Annotated in this window: 10 protein-coding genes; 4 read left to right on the top strand and 6 right to left on the bottom strand. The window is 50.1% G+C overall.

The genetic code is table 11. From position 1 onward, the window contains the following. The first annotated feature begins 158 nt into the window (after positions 1-158). On the top strand, positions 159-1,466 hold the full coding sequence (gene ltrA, locus ACOJUN_RS06670; RefSeq protein ID WP_422132384.1) for a group II intron reverse transcriptase/maturase: 1,308 nt from the start codon (positions 159-161) through the stop codon (positions 1,464-1,466). Positions 1,467-1,951: 485 nt separating this feature from the next. Beyond that, entirely contained in the window at positions 1,952-2,377 is a 426-nt protein-coding gene (locus tag ACOJUN_RS06665) for a hypothetical protein (protein WP_422135879.1), read from the top strand. 52 nt (positions 2,378-2,429) lie between these two features. Here the strand turns inward: ACOJUN_RS06665 and ACOJUN_RS06660 are convergent, their stop codons facing one another. The 3 genes from ACOJUN_RS06660 to sbcD all read right to left on the bottom strand — a co-directional run bounded on the left by ACOJUN_RS06660 (position 2,430) and on the right by sbcD (position 7,787). Further along, positions 2,430-2,636 (bottom strand): hypothetical protein, encoded by a 207-nt coding sequence (locus ACOJUN_RS06660; protein WP_422135878.1) that lies wholly within the window; start codon positions 2,634-2,636, stop codon positions 2,430-2,432. A 244-nt stretch (positions 2,637-2,880) separates the two neighbouring features. Continuing rightward, complete coding sequence (locus tag ACOJUN_RS06655; RefSeq protein ID WP_422135877.1) at positions 2,881-6,546, bottom strand: AAA family ATPase; 3,666 nt, start codon at positions 6,544-6,546, stop codon at positions 2,881-2,883. Then, the gene (sbcD, locus tag ACOJUN_RS06650) at positions 6,543-7,787 is read right to left on the bottom strand and encodes an exonuclease subunit SbcD (protein ID WP_422135876.1); all 1,245 of its coding nucleotides are present in this window, start codon (positions 7,785-7,787) and stop codon (positions 6,543-6,545) included. Before sbcD ends, ACOJUN_RS06655 begins: the two co-directional genes overlap by 4 nt. 290 nt (positions 7,788-8,077) lie before the next feature. Between sbcD and nagB the strand changes: the two genes are divergently transcribed. Together nagB and ACOJUN_RS06640 are read left to right on the top strand one after the other, a co-directional pair. After that, positions 8,078-8,878: a glucosamine-6-phosphate deaminase gene (nagB, locus tag ACOJUN_RS06645; protein WP_422135875.1), complete on the top strand. Its 801-nt coding sequence runs from the start codon at positions 8,078-8,080 to the stop codon at positions 8,876-8,878. A 432-nt stretch (positions 8,879-9,310) separates the two neighbouring features. Then, positions 9,311-10,216: a hypothetical protein gene (locus ACOJUN_RS06640; RefSeq protein WP_422135874.1), complete on the top strand. Its 906-nt coding sequence runs from the start codon at positions 9,311-9,313 to the stop codon at positions 10,214-10,216. A 97-nt stretch (positions 10,217-10,313) separates the two neighbouring features. On the opposite strand, the gene pntB is transcribed toward ACOJUN_RS06640, so the two are convergent. The 3 genes from pntB to ACOJUN_RS06625 all read right to left on the bottom strand — a co-directional run bounded on the left by pntB (position 10,314) and on the right by ACOJUN_RS06625 (position 15,533). After that, positions 10,314-11,714: a Re/Si-specific NAD(P)(+) transhydrogenase subunit beta gene (gene pntB / locus ACOJUN_RS06635; protein ID WP_422135873.1), complete on the bottom strand. Its 1,401-nt coding sequence runs from the start codon at positions 11,712-11,714 to the stop codon at positions 10,314-10,316. Positions 11,715-11,735: 21 nt separating this feature from the next. Further along, a complete protein-coding gene (locus ACOJUN_RS06630) occupies positions 11,736-13,268 on the bottom strand; it encodes a Re/Si-specific NAD(P)(+) transhydrogenase subunit alpha (protein WP_422135872.1) in 1,533 nt (510 codons plus the stop codon). A 669-nt stretch (positions 13,269-13,937) separates the two neighbouring features. Next, the gene (locus tag ACOJUN_RS06625) at positions 13,938-15,533 is read right to left on the bottom strand and encodes an isocitrate lyase (protein ID WP_422135871.1); all 1,596 of its coding nucleotides are present in this window, start codon (positions 15,531-15,533) and stop codon (positions 13,938-13,940) included. Positions 15,534-15,918: the final 385 nt, after the last annotated feature.

Here is a 15,918-nt window from a genome sequence, read left to right as displayed (position 1 = left end):
ATGACGTTCAGGAAGTCAGACCAGCTGATAGTACTCCGAGGCGGGGAGAGCCCGTCACATGGGGAAGCGGCTGGCGGTATTTGAGCCTTTCCAGGGAAACATGGGCTCCACATCTGAGGGAGTTACGGTCTTTTACGCAGTGAGAAGGTAAACCAGCCATGGCAACGGGACTGGAGAGGGTAGCAGCGAAAGCCCGGAGTTATCCGAAACTTCGCTTTACAAGTCTGGCACATCATATTACCCCGGCGAGCCTGTGTATGAATCTGAACAAGATTCCACACAACACATCGCCCGGAGTCGATGGGCTGACTGTCGAAGAGACAAAGAAAGACTTTAAGCGGTGGTTGGAACAGACACTGACGTCTATCCATCGGCAAGGCTACAAGGCACCGCCGGTCAAAAGGGCATGGATACCCAAGCCGGGAAAAAAGGAAAAGCGCCCTCTGGGTGTTCCCTGCATCAATGACCGGGCTTTGCAGCGAAGTGTTGCTGATGTGCTGAATGCTATTTATGAGCAGGACTTTTTGCCCTGTTCCATGGGTGGCAGGCCACGACTGGGAGCGCACCATGCCCTGTCCACTTTTAACGAGGTGGTTTCAGGCCGAAAGGTCAGCTGGGTGCTGGAAGCGGACTTGAAGAACTTCTTTGGGAGTCTTGACCATGGATGGCTGCTTCGTTTTGTGGAACACCGGGTCGGTGATCCCAGAATCCTGAACCTTATACGGCGCTGGTTGAAAGCCGGGGTGATGGAGGCCGGGGAGTTGCAAGAGTGTGAAGAAGGTACGCCTCAGGGTGGGCCGATCAGCGTAGTTCTGAGCAACCTGTACCTGCATTATGTACTTGACCTCTGGTTCGAGTGCATGGTCAAGCCTCGGCTAAAAGGCGAGGCATGGCTGATCAGGTACATTGATGACTTTGTGGTGTGTTTTCAGTATCGCAGTGATGCGGAGCGGTTCATGAATGTGCTGCCACAGCGACTGGAGAAGTTTGCGTTGAAACTGGAGCGGGATAAAACCCGGTTAGTCAGGTTCGGACGTTTTGCCAGTCGTGGGGGAAGACGACCGGAAACGGTTTACTTCCTTGGCTTTACGCACTACTGCACAAGGAATCTGAAAGGAAACTTCATGGTGGGAAGGAGAACGGAAAAATCCCGCCTAAGACGCAGCATAGCCAAACTGAAGGAACTGCTGAGACGAATACGCCATGAACCGCTGCACGAACAAGTGACAGCGATCAATCGACGGTTGAGAGGGCATTATGCGTATTACGGTCTGGGAGGAAACTTCCGAAGTATGGAGAAGCTTTACCGGTTTGTTGACCGCTACTGGTACAAGATGCTGTGTAGCCGATGCCGGAAAGGCAAGATTCCATGGGAAAAGTACCATAACCTCAAGCAGCTTCTGCCGCTACAGAAACCGAGGATAATGCTGCCTTTTATGGCAATGAAATCCATGGCTGTGCTGTGAGTCAAATATCGAAGAGCCCGGTGCGGGAAATCCGCACGCCGGGATCTGAGGGGGTTGGAGCTACAATTGGTAGCTCCTTCTACCCGGTGCCTGGAGATGAAATTTCCCCTTGCTTACTCGACTCAACCAGCGGCTTGAGCGGCAACTTGCCTGTTTTTCAGCAGCTCCCGTCGCTGGCTGATCCAACTGTGGTAATCAGTTGTATATTGGTTTTCAATCGTCAACTCTGCACCAGTCAATCCATAACCGCCCAATGTAGACCAGAAACCGGAGGTAATGCAAAGTAACTACCGTCAGATGCCATTGACAGAGGCAGGAAGTTAGGTTTTTCATCGCAGGAAGGGTTACCATTATATTCATCACACATTGCGTGATGAATATAGCCGAACATAATTACGCTCAGTTCAGAGCAACGGTTCTGAGGTTATTCTGTCGTATCAACCATTCAAACTGACTGTTTTTTTCTTCCCGTTAATGGAAGTTTCGTGAATAAAATCTTCATAAAAATTCTATTGTTTGTTCTGCTTCTGGCCGGAGCCACTGTCCTGTACGTGAAGTTCAAACCGGTTGAAAAACCGGTCACTCCGGTACCGGAGCTGACCCAACTGCTGGAAAGAGCTCAGCTTCAGGCGGAAGAACTGACCATGCCAAAGGCAGAACCCATTAATCTGGCAGACTGGCAGCTGCTGATGCAGCAGGTGGCTGACCAGAGCGGTCTACAGATTGGTGTCAGAGAGGGCAATGCCCAGCAGGCTGAAATCTATATCAGGGAGGGATCGGTAGCGTCCTTTGTGAACGGGTTTGCGGATATGTATGCCAGAGGGCTCAGAGTTCAGAGCATACGATTGCTGGAAACCGGTGAGCCAGCGCAGGTTAAGGCTGAAACAGTGAAGCTGTTGGTGAGTCCTTAGCTTTCAAGTTTTCAAATGGCTGTATTTGCTGAATGATCTGAAACCGACAGGATCAGTGGGTGTCGCAAAACTCTGATTCCCATGCTCTGAGGTCGTCATTCCCGCGAAGGCGGGAATCCAGCGCCAACGGTGGATTTCTGCCTTCTCGGGGATGACAAGGCCAGGGGGGCATCGGGCAGTATGGTTCTGGTAGTGAGTCAGTGTGGATTCCCGCCTTCGCGGGAATGACGAGAATGAAGCCGGGAATGACGGGAGTCAACTCGTTCCCAGGCTGGAGAGAGTTTTGCGACACCCTCAGAGCGTGGGAACGAGTTGTTAGAGTTTTGCGACAGCCTCGATCAGCGTACGTGTATCTTATGCAATCGTTAAAGCACTTCCCAGTTATCTGATACCGGGTCCGTTGGGTTATCGATCGAGATAACGCTACCTTTCAAGAGATCTTTCGGGTCTTTTAATCGGGCCACCGCCCGCTTTTCTGTCCTTTGACCAGAAGCTAATGCCGTCTATCCGACGACGGCATAGTGTTTGTCCAGAGAGCTGTAACCCAGCCCTGTCTCTTTCCTAACTTCAATACGTGTGGGAATCCTTTCTTTCAACGATTCAATATGCGAGATGACCCCTACCATCTTTCCTGAAGCGTTCAGGTTATCCAGGGCATCCAGCGCTATTTCCAGTGTCTCCTGGTCCAGTGTGCCGAAGCCCTCGTCCAGAAACAGGGAATCAATGCTGGTTTTGTGACTGACCAGATCGGACAAGGCCAGTGCCAGTGCCAGACTGACCAGAAAGCTCTCTCCTCCCGAGAGAGTTTTGATGTCCCGGGCGGTATCCCCCTGCCAGGTATCAATGACTTCCATGCTGAGGGCTTCGACCGCTTTTCTATGCAGCTGGTAACGACCATGCAGCCTTTGTAACTGCTGGTTGGCCAGATAAATCAGATGATCGAGTGTCAGTCCCTGGGCAAATTTACGAAACTTGTCGCCTTTTGCCGAGCCGATCAGACTATTGAGATGTTCCCATACCGCAAACTGCTCTCTCTGTTTGCTGATTTCATCTACCCAGTCAGACAACTGCTGACGCTTTTTCTGGTCTTCGGTGAGCGCCTGTCGAATTTCACCCAGTCGTTGATTGTTGAGGCTCAGTTCTGCTGTCTGTTGTTTCAGGCAGGTCAGGATATCTTCAGCGGCTTGTTCAGTCAGGGCCTCTTTCAATAGTTTTTCCAGAGAGGCTTCAGCCAGTTTGAAACGTTCGCTACTGCTGGCAATGGCCCTGTCCAGAGTGCTTTTCAATGCTTCCAGTTCGCTACGTTGTTCAGGAGCAAGCAGAGCCTGCTGAAACTGTTCGCTGGAATCAAAGGGGCTGTCTTCCAGAGTGGTCTGCCAGTGTGCTTCTTTTTGCTCCAGTTCTGACTGGTGAGTTTTCTGGTCATTGAGATGTTGCCGGATAGAGCCGGACAGCTCGCTCTCAGCGCGCAGTGCTGTTTGCAACTGCGTTTCTGCGTTTTTAAGGTTTTGTTCGGCGGTGACTATGGCCTGCTCGATCCTGCTGCGTTCCTCGGTCACCTTCAGTTCTCCAAACAATGTGAACCGCACGTCTTTGCGATCAGCCTGCTCTCTGTCGATCTGATCCAGTTGCCGGTTTAATTGATCGGCCTGCTGTCGGGACTGAAGCAGATTCTGCTCAAGCATTTGCATCTCATGATTGAGCGTTTGCAATGCCTGCTGTTGTTCAAGACTCTGCTGATGGCATGTTTGCCAGCGATCTTTCAACGCTTTCTGGCTCATAAGCCAAGTGTCCTGCGTTTCCAGTGCCGGAAGCGCCGTTGCCATTGACTGATGAAGGGCTGCTTCCAGCTGGCCCAGTTCCTGTTCGTGTCGGGATAGCTGCTGCCTCAGTGTTTCGATCTGTTCTGACGCTTGACTCAGCTGTTGATGCAAAAGAGCCAGTTGCGACTGTTTCTGCTCAAGCTGCTGCTGTTCCCGGGTAGCCACCTTTTCGGCACTTTGCAGTTGCTGGTTGATTGCGTCCAACTGCTTGACCTGTTCATTAATGGCTATCAGCTGCTCTCTGGTGCTGTCCAGCCAGCTATGAACCGATTCAGAGTCAGAGATATTGAGTTGAATCTGCAGTGACTGACAAAGCTGCTGCCATTCTGTCTGCGTCGATGCCTGTCGGTCCTGTAATTCGAGAATGCGTTTTTCTGAAGTGTTGCACAGCGTTTTCAGTTCTGTTTCCAGCTGCTTTTTCCGGGTTCCCTGCTGTTCCAGTTCTGTCACAAGCCGCTTCTTTTCCTCCTGCCGATTTTGAGTGGAATCAACGTCTACCTGCTGATAACGCTGCACAGCAGGGTGTGCTGTTGAACCACAGAGTGGGCAGGGGTCGCCTTCTTTCAGGTGATGACGATGTTCACTGAGACTGGCAATTTTTTGCTCTTGAAGTAGCAGGGTTTCCAGATCTTTCAGATGCTGAGCTTCTTTTCTGTAAAGGTCCCTTTGTTGAGTCAATTCTGTCTGAACAGTGGTGAGTTGCCGTTTGTTTTCGTCCAATGTCGTTTTTTCTGTACGCAGGCTGACCTGGCTTTCCAGATGTTGCTTAAGCAGAGTTTTCAACTGCTGGCATAAGGGTACTTTCTCCATCAGGGCGTGTTGTTGTTGCCTGAGTAAAGGCTCTTCCTGACCCTGAAGCCAGTGTTGACGCTGAGCCTGCTTTTGCTCAAGCAGGTCACGAGACTGGGCTAATTGTTCCTGAGTGACTTTTTGCTGTTCCAGCAACTGCTCGTGCCGGGTGCTGTCCTGCTTATTCCGGGTATGGTGTTCTTGCAGCCTGTGTTTAAGCTGATTAATCTGCTCTATCAGAGACTTTCTCTGATCAAACTGCGAATGCCAGAGAGGCAGCTTCTCTGCCAGTTTCTCATGATGAGTATGTTGAGCCAGATATTCAGAAGCCTGTTTCAGAGACTGCTGAAGCTCTTGTCGACTCTGTTGCAGTGTTGAGTGCTTTTCTTGCTGGCTCTGAAGCGCTTTACCGAGTTCTTTCTGTGCTTCATACAGCTCGGCCTGACTGCGTTGGGCCTCGGCTATTTTAAGATCCAGAGGAATGATCTGATCTGCGATCAGTTGCTCGGTTTCCACTTTTTGTTGTTTGACCTGTCTGAGGTTTTCCTGCGCACTTTTGCTGGCCTGCTCTTTTTTTGTCAGGGTTTGCTTGAGTGTTTGTTCTTTCTCCAGCAATTCATCCACCTGTTTCTGACGCTGAGCCGCCGCTGCCTTCAGAGACAATAACTGATTGTAAACCGGCTTTATTTCCAGGGCAGGAATCGATTCGTCCAGCTTTTTCAGCGTTTCACGGTTGGCTTCCTGCTGTTCCAGATTTTGCTGGAGTAACTGCCGGGATGTTTGCTTTTCTTGCTCAAGCTCTGCTTTCTTTTCCAGCCAGATATGTTGTTTGTTCAGTTCATCCGTCTGGCTCTGTATCTTGCTGTTGGATTCTGTCAGGTCGGTCTGTTCTTCAGTGAGCTTTTCCAGAACACTGTCGTCCAGTAGTTCAACGCCTTCGGTTCTGGCCTGAAGCAGGTTGAGTGTTTCCTGTTCTGCCCGTGCACGCTCAAACACCCGGCGGGAAATTTCTCCGTAGACATCCGTGCCTGTCAGCTCTTCCAGAAGCTCGGCCCGTTCATTGGCGCTGGCCTGGAGAAAAGCGGCAAATCCCCCCTGGGCCAGCATCATGGACTTGGTGAAACGACCAAAGTCGAGGCCGGTAATGTTACTGACGATCTTTAGTTTGTCCTGGATGCGGCTGGTAATGATGGTGCCATCGAGTTTCGCCAACTCTACCTGTGGGCTTTGTAATTTACCGTCTGCCTTACCTCTGGCCCGCCGCTGGGACCAGAAAGAACGATAACCCTGTCCCTGAACTTCAAACTCCACTTCCGCCAGGGATTCTGACGTATGACGTGTCATCAACTCGTTATCGCTGGTAGAAACCGTGCTCAGTCGGGGAGTCTGGTGATAAAGAGCCAGGCAGATGGCATCCAGTAGCGTGGTTTTTCCCGCACCTGTAGGACCGGTGATGGCAAAAAGACCGTTGTTGCGGAAGTTGTCTTCGGTGAAATCAATTTTCCACTCACCTCTGAGCGAGTTGATGTTCTTCAAACGTAAACTGAGGATTTTCAAGCCATTAACTCCTTCTCGTCCTCAAGTCTGGCGGTTTTGCTGTCACCATCCGGATCATCCAGAGTGGCAAGGATTTCATTAAACGCCCGGCTGAGACTGGCTGTGCGTTGTTCATCAAGATCTTCGTCGTTCAGTCGCCGGGCAAACACTTCAGCGACATCAAGTTCGTCAAGCGTCTCTTTGCTTTCGCTTTGTAGAGCAGCACTGTTGATTTCACGCTTTCGACGGACCCTGAGTACTTCCAGATTTCTGCCCTCCAGCATGATCTGTATAGGCTTTTGCAGATCGGTGAGGTAGTCGTCAGTGCTGACTTCCAATTCCAGCCAGGTGGTGAGTGGAGAGTCGTCATTGATCTTCTCCAGCGACTGTTGAATGGTCTTCAGGCTGCCTTTCAGGCTTTTCAGGGAACGAAAGATGGGCACTGCCAGTTCATTGATTTCTGGCGCAGTGCCAGGCTCAAGGTCAACCAGCACCACCTGTTTAGGGCAGGACGTTTCATCAAAGCTGAGCGGGATAGGGGAGCCTGAGTAACGGATATGTGCCTGATCCGAAACCTTCTGGGCGCGGTGCAGGTGCCCCAGGGCTATGTAGTCTGCCGGAGGGAAGGCACTGGCCGGAAAAGCCGACAGGGTGCCAATATAAATATCCCGCACCGACTCAGACATTTGTCCACCGACCGTGGTCAGGTGTCCTGTAGCCACGGTTGGCAGGTTTTTGTCAGAGGCCAGTTCAAATACTTTTTGGTAGTGCCTGGCAATTGCGTTCTGCAGAGCCTGTTGTTTATCGGTGTCACTGTCACCAGCCTGACTTTCCAGAACATCTCTGGGTCGGATAAACGGTATAGCGCAGACCACTGCGCCGGGTTCTCCCTGATGGTTCTTTAAAACCACTATCTGGTCTTCCGGGTTTTCCGTAACGCCACCCACCACATGGGTATTCAGGCAGGCCAACAAATCTCTGGACTCATTCAGGGTTGAGACCGAGTCATGGTTGCCACCGACAATAATCAGCTGCTGACAGCAAGTTTTCTGCAGGTCGACAATGAAACGGTTGTAGAGTGTTCGGGCATAGCTGGGCGGCGTTCCGGTATCAAAAATATCACCGGCAATGATGATGGCATCCACAGAATTCTCTTCAACGGTTGTCAGCAGCCAGCAAATGAATGCCTGATGTTCAGGCTCACGGCTCTTGCCTATAAAGTGCTGGCCAAGGTGCCAGTCAGACGTGTGGAGAATGCGCATGTATTGAAGACTAACCAGAAAGAGAGGTGGACTGTAAAGAATATACTTTTTGAGTCAGGACTGTCAGTTTTATTAAAGAGGTCGCTGGTGGGTTCGGAAAGTAAAGTATCCAGCTGCTCGAACTGTTTCAGAGAAATTCGTATCTTTTGCACAAAACATTGATCTGTGAGATAGGCCGTTATCTGTAGAAATGATAGTGTAACCGGTTACATCATGCCGAAAACAGAGTGACAAATGTCCATCGTCCGGCTAAACAGAATTCAGAAGGTCCACAACCGGAAGATTAAACTATGCGCTTAATTCCTCTATCCGCAAAATCCGACGTGGGCAAATGGGCCGCCAGGCACATTGTCAGACGGATCAACAAGTTCAAGCCAACGGCAGACAGACCCTTTGTTCTGGGGCTGCCCACAGGCAGTACGCCTCTGGCTACCTACAAGAACCTGATTGAGATGAACCATGCCGACGAGGTGAGCTTTGAGCATGTAGTGACTTTCAATATGGACGAATACGTGGGCATTCCCGCCGATCATCCGGAATCCTACCGTACCTTCATGTTTAAGAATTTCTTTGAACATATTGATATCCGACACGAAAACATCAATCTGCTCAATGGAAATCCGAAAGACCTGGAAGCCGAATGCCAGCGTTATGAAGACAAGATCAAATCCTGTGGCGGCATTGATCTGTTTATGGGTGGAGTTGGTCACGATGGCCATATTGCCTTTAACGAGCCAGGCTCTTCCCTGTCTTCACGTACCCGTATCAAGACCCTGACTGACAAGACCCGTCAGGCCAATTCCCGTTTCTTCGAAAACGATATCAATCAGGTACCCAATCTGGCTCTGACCATTGGTGTAGGCACACTGATGGATGCCCGTGAAGTCATGATTCTGGTCACTGGCGCGGATAAGGCTTATGCCCTCCATGCTGCGGTAGAAGGCTCTGTGAACCATTTGTGGACCATTTCTGCCATGCAGATGCACCCGAAAGCCATGATCGTCTGTGATGAAGATGCCACCATGGAACTGCGAGTCAAGACCCTGAAATACTTTGCCGAGCTGGAAGCTGAAAATATTCGCGGCCTCTGATTTTCGGGCGGGCTCTGTGCCAGTGCAGCGGATTGACAGACTCACTGGATCAGGGCAGAAATGCCGGTATTTGGAAAGTCATTCAGGACGGCCATTTCCAGAATTGATTCTCTTGATCTGTAATGGTGGGGTGGCTTAACAAAATATTTTTTACGGTAAAAAAAGCAGTTATAGAAATGAGTATCTATAATTGAGCGGTGGTCTAATCCGGAAATATCATAAAGTGTCTAGCTTCTCATTCTACCGCTTTGCAAGTGATACATTTTGTTGTTAGACGAAAGTGGGCTGGCAAGAAGTAGGCATGTGACGTTCGTTTATTTTTGTACAGTTCAATAAACGATGGCGCCAGTATCATTGATGCGAAATTGATTCTGGTGAAAGCGACTTAATGATATTTCAGGGTTATCACATCAGAAGAGGCTTTTTTTAATCATGAAAGTTTTACTGGTTGTACCCGTTAGTATATTTCTTTCCGGTTTTGCGTCTGCGGCAGATGTGGTTTTCAGAGATGAAACGGTAGGGCTCGGTTACGGTTTCAGTGCCAAAGCTGATGGCTTTGCGTACAGTGGACTGACACACTTCAGGAAGGTGAATGGCTTGTCGGTCAAACTGGATTTTGTCGAAAAGTCTGGTGTTTACATTCCCGTCAATACCAATATCGGTTTCCAGAATGTAAATGATGATGCTCATCCCACTGATGCCAGGTATCCTCAGGGTAGTGTCGGTTGGTCCATAGACAGTTCCGATGTGTATAAACCTACTTACACTTTTAGTGTGTTTGCAGGAGGTAGATTTTATTATCCTGATGAACAGCCATACCAGGTTACACTGTCTGTAGATGGTAAAGAATACGGTCCTGTGAAAACAGACAGTCAAAGTAACTGGTCACCCACTTATTTTCATAACGTGCCCTTCGCGGAGAGTAGCAGACTGACTATAGTTCTGTCCCCGCTGCCTTTAATCCAGCTATCTGAAGGTGCAGTACCTGAAGGTGCAGTACCTGAAGGTGCAGTACCTGAAGGTGCAGTACCTGAAGGTGCAGTACCTGAAGGTGCAGTACCCGAAGGTTCAGTAGCTGAAGGTGCAGTACCTGAAGCTTCAGTACCCGAAGGTGCAGTACCCGAAGGCGCAGTACCCGAAGGCTCAGTACCCGAAGGCTCAGTAGCTGAAGGTTCATTACCTGAAGGTTCAGTACCCGAAGCCTCAATACCCGAAGCTTCACCTGAAGCCGTGGTTTCTGAAGCCTCAGCCTCTGAAGCCCCGGTGCCTGAAGCATCAACGCCTGATATCTCATTATCTGAAGCTCCAGTGCAAGGGAGGCAATATGATGAGCATTAAGTGTTGCGGGTCATAATTTCAGGCAGGGTCCCTGTTCTGTCGACATCTGTTTGTTTCTACCCGGATAGAAGAATGGCTTTCTATCCGGGGGGGCAGATCAGAACTGCTTAAGAATACCTTCGACGGTACTGTGGGCATCTCCGAAAAGCATACGAGAATTGTCTTTAAAGAACAGGGGATTCTGGACACCTGCATAGCCTGTAGCCATAGAGCGTTTGAATACGACGACCCTTTCTGCTTCCCAGACACGAAGTACAGGCATGCCTGCAATCGGACTGCCCGGATCTTCAGACGCCGCCGGGTTTACAGTGTCGTTGGCACCAATCACCAGGACAACATCCGTTTCGGTAAAGTCGTCGTTAATCTCATCCATCTCTTCAACGATATCGTAAGGCACTTTTGCCTCGGCCAGCAAAACGTTCATATGACCTGGCAGACGACCAGCCACCGGATGAATACCAAAGCGTACCTTAATATTCTGGGCCAGCAACTTATTGACCAGTTCTCTCAGGGGGTGCTGAGCCTGGGCGACAGCCATTCCGTATCCGGGAGTGATGATCACGCTGGAAGCGCTTTTGAGCATTTCAGCGACTTCTTCTACATTGACCTCGGTGTATTCACCCTGTTCCTCACCTTCCGCTACAGTACCAGCTTCGGTGCCAAAACCACCGAGAATTACCGATATAAAGGATCTGTTCATTGCTGAACACATCAGGTAGGAGAGAATTGCGCCTGAAGAGCCCACCATGGCACCTGTTATAATCAGCAGGTTGTTGCCCAGCATAAAACCAGTAGCAGCAGCGGCCAGGCCGGAGTACGCATTGAGCATGGAAACCACAACCGGCATGTCAGCACCACCGATGCCCATAACCAGAGTGATACCAAAAATAAAGGCCAGACCTGTCATGATGATCAAAGCCAGAATGCTGTCCTGCTGTATGTAGATAATCCCCATCACAATGGCCAGAACAATCAAAGCCAGGTTAGTCCAGTGGCCACCAGGCAGTGATACGGGACGGCTGTTGATGTTTCCATTCAGTTTCAGGCAGGCAACAACCGAACCACTGAAAGTGATTGCACCGATGATGATGCCAATGAATATTTCAATGCTGTGAATCAGTTGCTCGGTAGACGACACCAGCTCGGAAGCCGCCTTGACCAGTGATTCTGAAGATTCAATCGCACTTGAAAAGCCGATCAACACCGCTGCCAGCCCGCCAAAACCATTCAGGATGGCGACCAGCTGGGGCATTTCGGTCATTTCCACTTTCCTGGCCAGGAAGAGGCCTGTGGCTGTTCCGACAATCATCATAATGGTGACAAAGGTAAAGCCTTCGAGGTGTGCATAACCCAGTGTGGCCAGAACGGCGATGACCATACCGACCATGCCATAGAGACTGCCGCTCTTGGCAGACTCCTGACGGCTCAGGCCTGCCAGACTCATGACAAACAGCAGCGCTGCTATCAGGTAGGCGGACGATAATAATCCTTGTGACATTCCTGTTTACTCCCGCTGCGATTAATTATCTCTGATGAACATCTTGAGCATCCGCTGGGTCACAGCGAAACCACCGACAATATTAATCATGGCCACTAACAGGGCGATGCCCGACATAGCCAGAATAATATTGTTGTCACTCCCCATTTGCATCAGGGCACCGATCACAATAATGCCGCTGATGGCGTTGGTCACACTCATCAGAGGTGTGTGCAGGGCAGAAGTAACATTCCAGATGACGTAGTAGCCGATAATGGACGACAGAACGAATACAGTGAAGTGTTCCAGAAAGCTTGCCGGAGCTGAATGGGCAACCCATCCGAAGATGGCGGCACCTGCGGCGATCAGGGCAGGTTTCAGCCAGGGACTTGAAGGCTTCTCTTTCTTGACTTCATCAACCTTTGGCGTCGGTTTAGCTACCGGAGCTGCACTGACTTTAACAGGCGGTGGAGGCCAGGTAATGTTGCCCTCTTTCACGACAGTGAGACCACGGACTACTTCGTCCTCAAAGTCGATGACCAGGTTGCCGTCTTTCTCAGGTGTCATCAGTTTCAGCATATTCACCAGGTTGGTGCCGTATAACTGCGATGACTGGGTTGGCAGTCGGCTGGGCAGGTCGGTGTAGCCGATGACGGTAACACCATGCTTGACCACAACCTTGTCTTTTTCTGTGCATTCACAGTTGCCACCGGTCTGGGCAGCCAGATCGACGATAACACTGCCTGGTTTCATGGCTTTAACCATGTCTTCCAGAATCAGCTTGGGTGCCGGTCGACCGGGAATCAGGGCGGTGGTGATAATGATGTCGACCTCTTTGGCCTGTTCCATGAACAGGGCCATCTCGGCATCAATAAAGGCCTGGCTCATTTCCTTGGCATAGCCGTCGGAAGAGTCTTGCTCTTCCTCGTAATCCAGCTCAAGGAATTCAGCGCCCATGCTTTCTACCTGTTCCTTAACTTCAGGACGAGTGTCGAAAGCCCGAACAATAGCACCCATGCTGCCAGCCGCACCCAGGGCAGCGAGACCTGCAACACCGGCACCAATGACCATGACCTTGGCAGGTGGTATTTTGCCAGCAGCGGTAATCTGACCATTAAAAAAGCGGCCAAAGTGATGGGAAGCCTCAACAACAGCCCGGTAACCGCCAATATTAGCCATGGAGCTCAGTGCATCCAGTGACTGGGAGCGGGACAGACGGGGTACACTGTCCAAAGCCAGCACGTTGATGTTGCGCTGGCTGAGTTTGTTCATAAGCTCTTCATTCTGGCCGGGCCAGATAAAGCTGGCGAGGGTAGCGCCGTCTTTTAATAGAGCTATTTCGTCGTCTGTTGGTGCGTTCACTTTCAGAACGATATCGGAACCCCAGACTTCTGAGCGTTCTGCGATTTGAGCGCCAGCTTCTCTAAAAGCCGCATCATCAAAGCTGGCTTTGATACCAGCTCCACTCTCAACGATGACGTCATAACCGAGCTTTTGCAGCTTGCCTATTGTATCAGGCGTAGCGGCTACCCGGTTTTCGTTTTCCTGAATCTCTCCAGGGATCCCTATCCGCATATCGGTCACCTAGTGTAGCTATAAAAATGTTCTGGCAGACGTGGGCTGCCGATCAGTAGTTGTGCCTTCACCGTCGTTTTTCATCGTACCCGTACTGAGCACGACAATGGATCAAAGCTGTCTGTCTATACGGGAGTCGACGCTTGTCAGAACACTGTGTTTCTTCTGACCCTTCTTTCATAACCTGGGCCTCTGTGATCCGGCTCAATCCGGACTTCATCCATGAGAGGTACTCGGGCATGAGTACTGATCACGTATAGTATGTGATTTTAAGTTAAAAGGGTAATTAACTATATAGGTGGTATGTTTTGTGTGTGGAAATCTTTCGGGTTTTCGGTTTTTACGTGCAGTCATGTTCGAGTCTCTGTGGGTGTGTGGAGGTTGTTATGGATAATTTTGAAATGAGAATTTTTGATAATTTATTCGTAAATAGTGAATAAATTTTCTTGTTAAAAGGGGTGTCGTACGTAATAGTTTGGTAGGTTGTGTTAAGGTTTGATCCCAGTGTCCGGCGTCTACGGACACCGTCCGGGGTGAGCTGATCCTAAGTCTACTCAATGAATCAGGGCTTTGCTCAGTCAAAATAAATCAGGGCAGCGAGAAGCTGCCCTGAATGGTTGCGTGATATTTCACGCGGGGGAGGCGAACTATTTAGCCTGACTGTTCAGCTTAGCCGAACTGGTTCATGGTATTGTCTTCACCGGCCGCTTTCAGTGCAGCATCACCAGAGAAGTATTCTTTGTGATCATCACCCATGTCTGAGCCAGCCATATTTTGGTGTTTAACACAGGCAATACCCTGACGGATTTCTTTGCGCTGAACGTTTGCAACATATCCCAGCATGCCCTGATCACCAAAGTACTCTTTAGCCAGGTTGTCGGTGGACAGCGCGGCAGTGTGGTAAGTTGGCAGAGTGATCAGGTGGTGGAAGATGCCTGCTTCACGGGCAGCGTCTGCCTGGAAGGTACGGATCTTCTCATCAGCCGCCTGGGCCAGTTCTGTTGCGTCGTACTCTGCACTCATCAGTTGAGCACGGTCGTAAGCAGAAACGTCTTTACCTTCTTCGCTCCAGGCATCGAATACCTGCTGGCGGAAATTCAGAGTCCAGTTGAAGGACGGTGAATTGTTGTAAACCAGCTTAGCGTTCGGGCAGGTTTCACGAATCTTGTTAACCATCTCGGCGATCTGGCCAACGTGAGGTTTTTCGGTCTCAATCCACAGCAGGTCAGCGCCGTTCTGCAGAGAAGTGATGCAGTCCAGAACGACACGGTCAACACCGGTACCCTGACGGAATTGGAACAGGTTGCTGGGCAGACGCTTGGGACGAACCAGCTTGCCGTTACGGTTAATGATCACATCACCGTTTTTCATGTTTTCTGGAGTGACTTCTTCAACATCCAGGAAGCTGTTGTACTGGTCACCCAGATCACCAGGCTGGTTAGTTACTGCCAGCTGCTTGGTCAGGCCAGCACCCAGGGAGTCGGTACGGGCAACGATCACCCCGTCGTCTACACCCAGTTCCAGGAACGCGTAGCGAACAGCGCGAATCTTGGCCAGGAAATCTTCGTGAGGAACGGTTACCTTGCCGTCCTGGTGACCACACTGCTTCTCGTCGGAAACCTGGTTTTCGATCTGGATACAGCAGGCGCCGGCTTCAATCATTTTCTTAGCCAGCAGGTAAGTGGCTTCTTCGTTACCGAAACCAGCGTCGATGTCGGCAATGATGGGCACAACGTGTGTCTGGTGATTATCGATCTGGCTCTGGAGATCTGCTTCTTTAGCGGTATCGCCAGCCTTGCGAGCAGAGTCGAGTTCGCGGAACAGACCGCCCAGTTCACGGGCATCAGCCTGGCGCAGGAAGGTGTAGAGTTCTTCAATCAGGCCAGCTACTGACGTTTTCTCGTGCATGGACTGGTCTGGCAGAGGACCAAACTCGGAGCGCAGTGCAGCAACCATCCAGCCAGACAGGTAAAGGTAGCGACGGTCAGTGTTGTTGAAATGTTTCTTGATAGAAATCATCTTCTGCTGACCAATGAATCCATGCCAGCAGCCCAGGGACTGGGTGTACTTTGCAGTGTCTGCGTCGTAAGCCGCCATGTCTTCGCGCATGATTTTGGCGGTATAGCGGGCAATATCCAGACCGGTTTTGAAACGGTTCTGCGCTTTCATGCGAGCAGCGTATTCGGGATTGATCGCTTCCCAGGAAGAGCCCTGAGTAGCTTTCAGTGAAGCAATTGCGTCAATATCATTCAGGTAGTTTGACATAATCAGTCCTTCCGTTTTCACGACGTTATCAGCGTGTTTTGATGATCGGCGTTTTTAGTCAGAGACATGCCGATCCGGTGACTGCATTCTGTGATTTGTGAACATTTGTGACAATCCTGTTGTTTTTATCTTTGCTATTTATTTTGTGAATAGTGGTGTTTTTTTATACGGCATCAGAGAAGTGTTGACACTGAATAGCATTATTTTTCTGTTTAACTATTACAATAAAAACAGGTACTTATGTTATTTTCTTTGGAAAGACGGCGGAATATACGACTATGTAATTGTATATATCGTGTGTTTGATTATCTTGCAAGGGTTTCTTGATAAAATTCCTTTTTCTGGTTTCGTTTGTGATTTTTTGATAATTGATATTTCAGGCGGG

Origin of the sequence: Endozoicomonas sp. ALD040, from assembly GCF_049275945.1 — a bacterium.
Classification (GTDB): domain Bacteria; phylum Pseudomonadota; class Gammaproteobacteria; order Pseudomonadales; family Endozoicomonadaceae; genus Endozoicomonas_A.
Note: the sequence above shows the minus strand (reverse complement) of the source record. Positions and strands in the feature narration are given on the sequence as shown.

What these genes read in the sequence shown, in the direction of transcription:
- ltrA (WP_422132384.1), top strand. Translation starts at nt 159, where the DNA reads ATGGCAACGGGACTGGAGAGGGTAGCAGCGAAAGCCCGGAGTTATCCG.
- sbcD (WP_422135876.1), bottom strand. Translation starts at nt 7,787, where the DNA reads ATGCGCATTCTCCACACGTCTGACTGGCACCTTGGCCAGCACTTTATA.
- nagB (WP_422135875.1), top strand. Translation starts at nt 8,078, where the DNA reads ATGCGCTTAATTCCTCTATCCGCAAAATCCGACGTGGGCAAATGGGCC.
- ACOJUN_RS06640 (WP_422135874.1), top strand. Translation starts at nt 9,311, where the DNA reads ATGAAAGTTTTACTGGTTGTACCCGTTAGTATATTTCTTTCCGGTTTT.
- pntB (WP_422135873.1), bottom strand. Translation starts at nt 11,714, where the DNA reads ATGTCACAAGGATTATTATCGTCCGCCTACCTGATAGCAGCGCTGCTG.
- ACOJUN_RS06630 (WP_422135872.1), bottom strand. Translation starts at nt 13,268, where the DNA reads ATGCGGATAGGGATCCCTGGAGAGATTCAGGAAAACGAAAACCGGGTA.
- ACOJUN_RS06625 (WP_422135871.1), bottom strand. Translation starts at nt 15,533, where the DNA reads ATGTCAAACTACCTGAATGATATTGACGCAATTGCTTCACTGAAAGCT.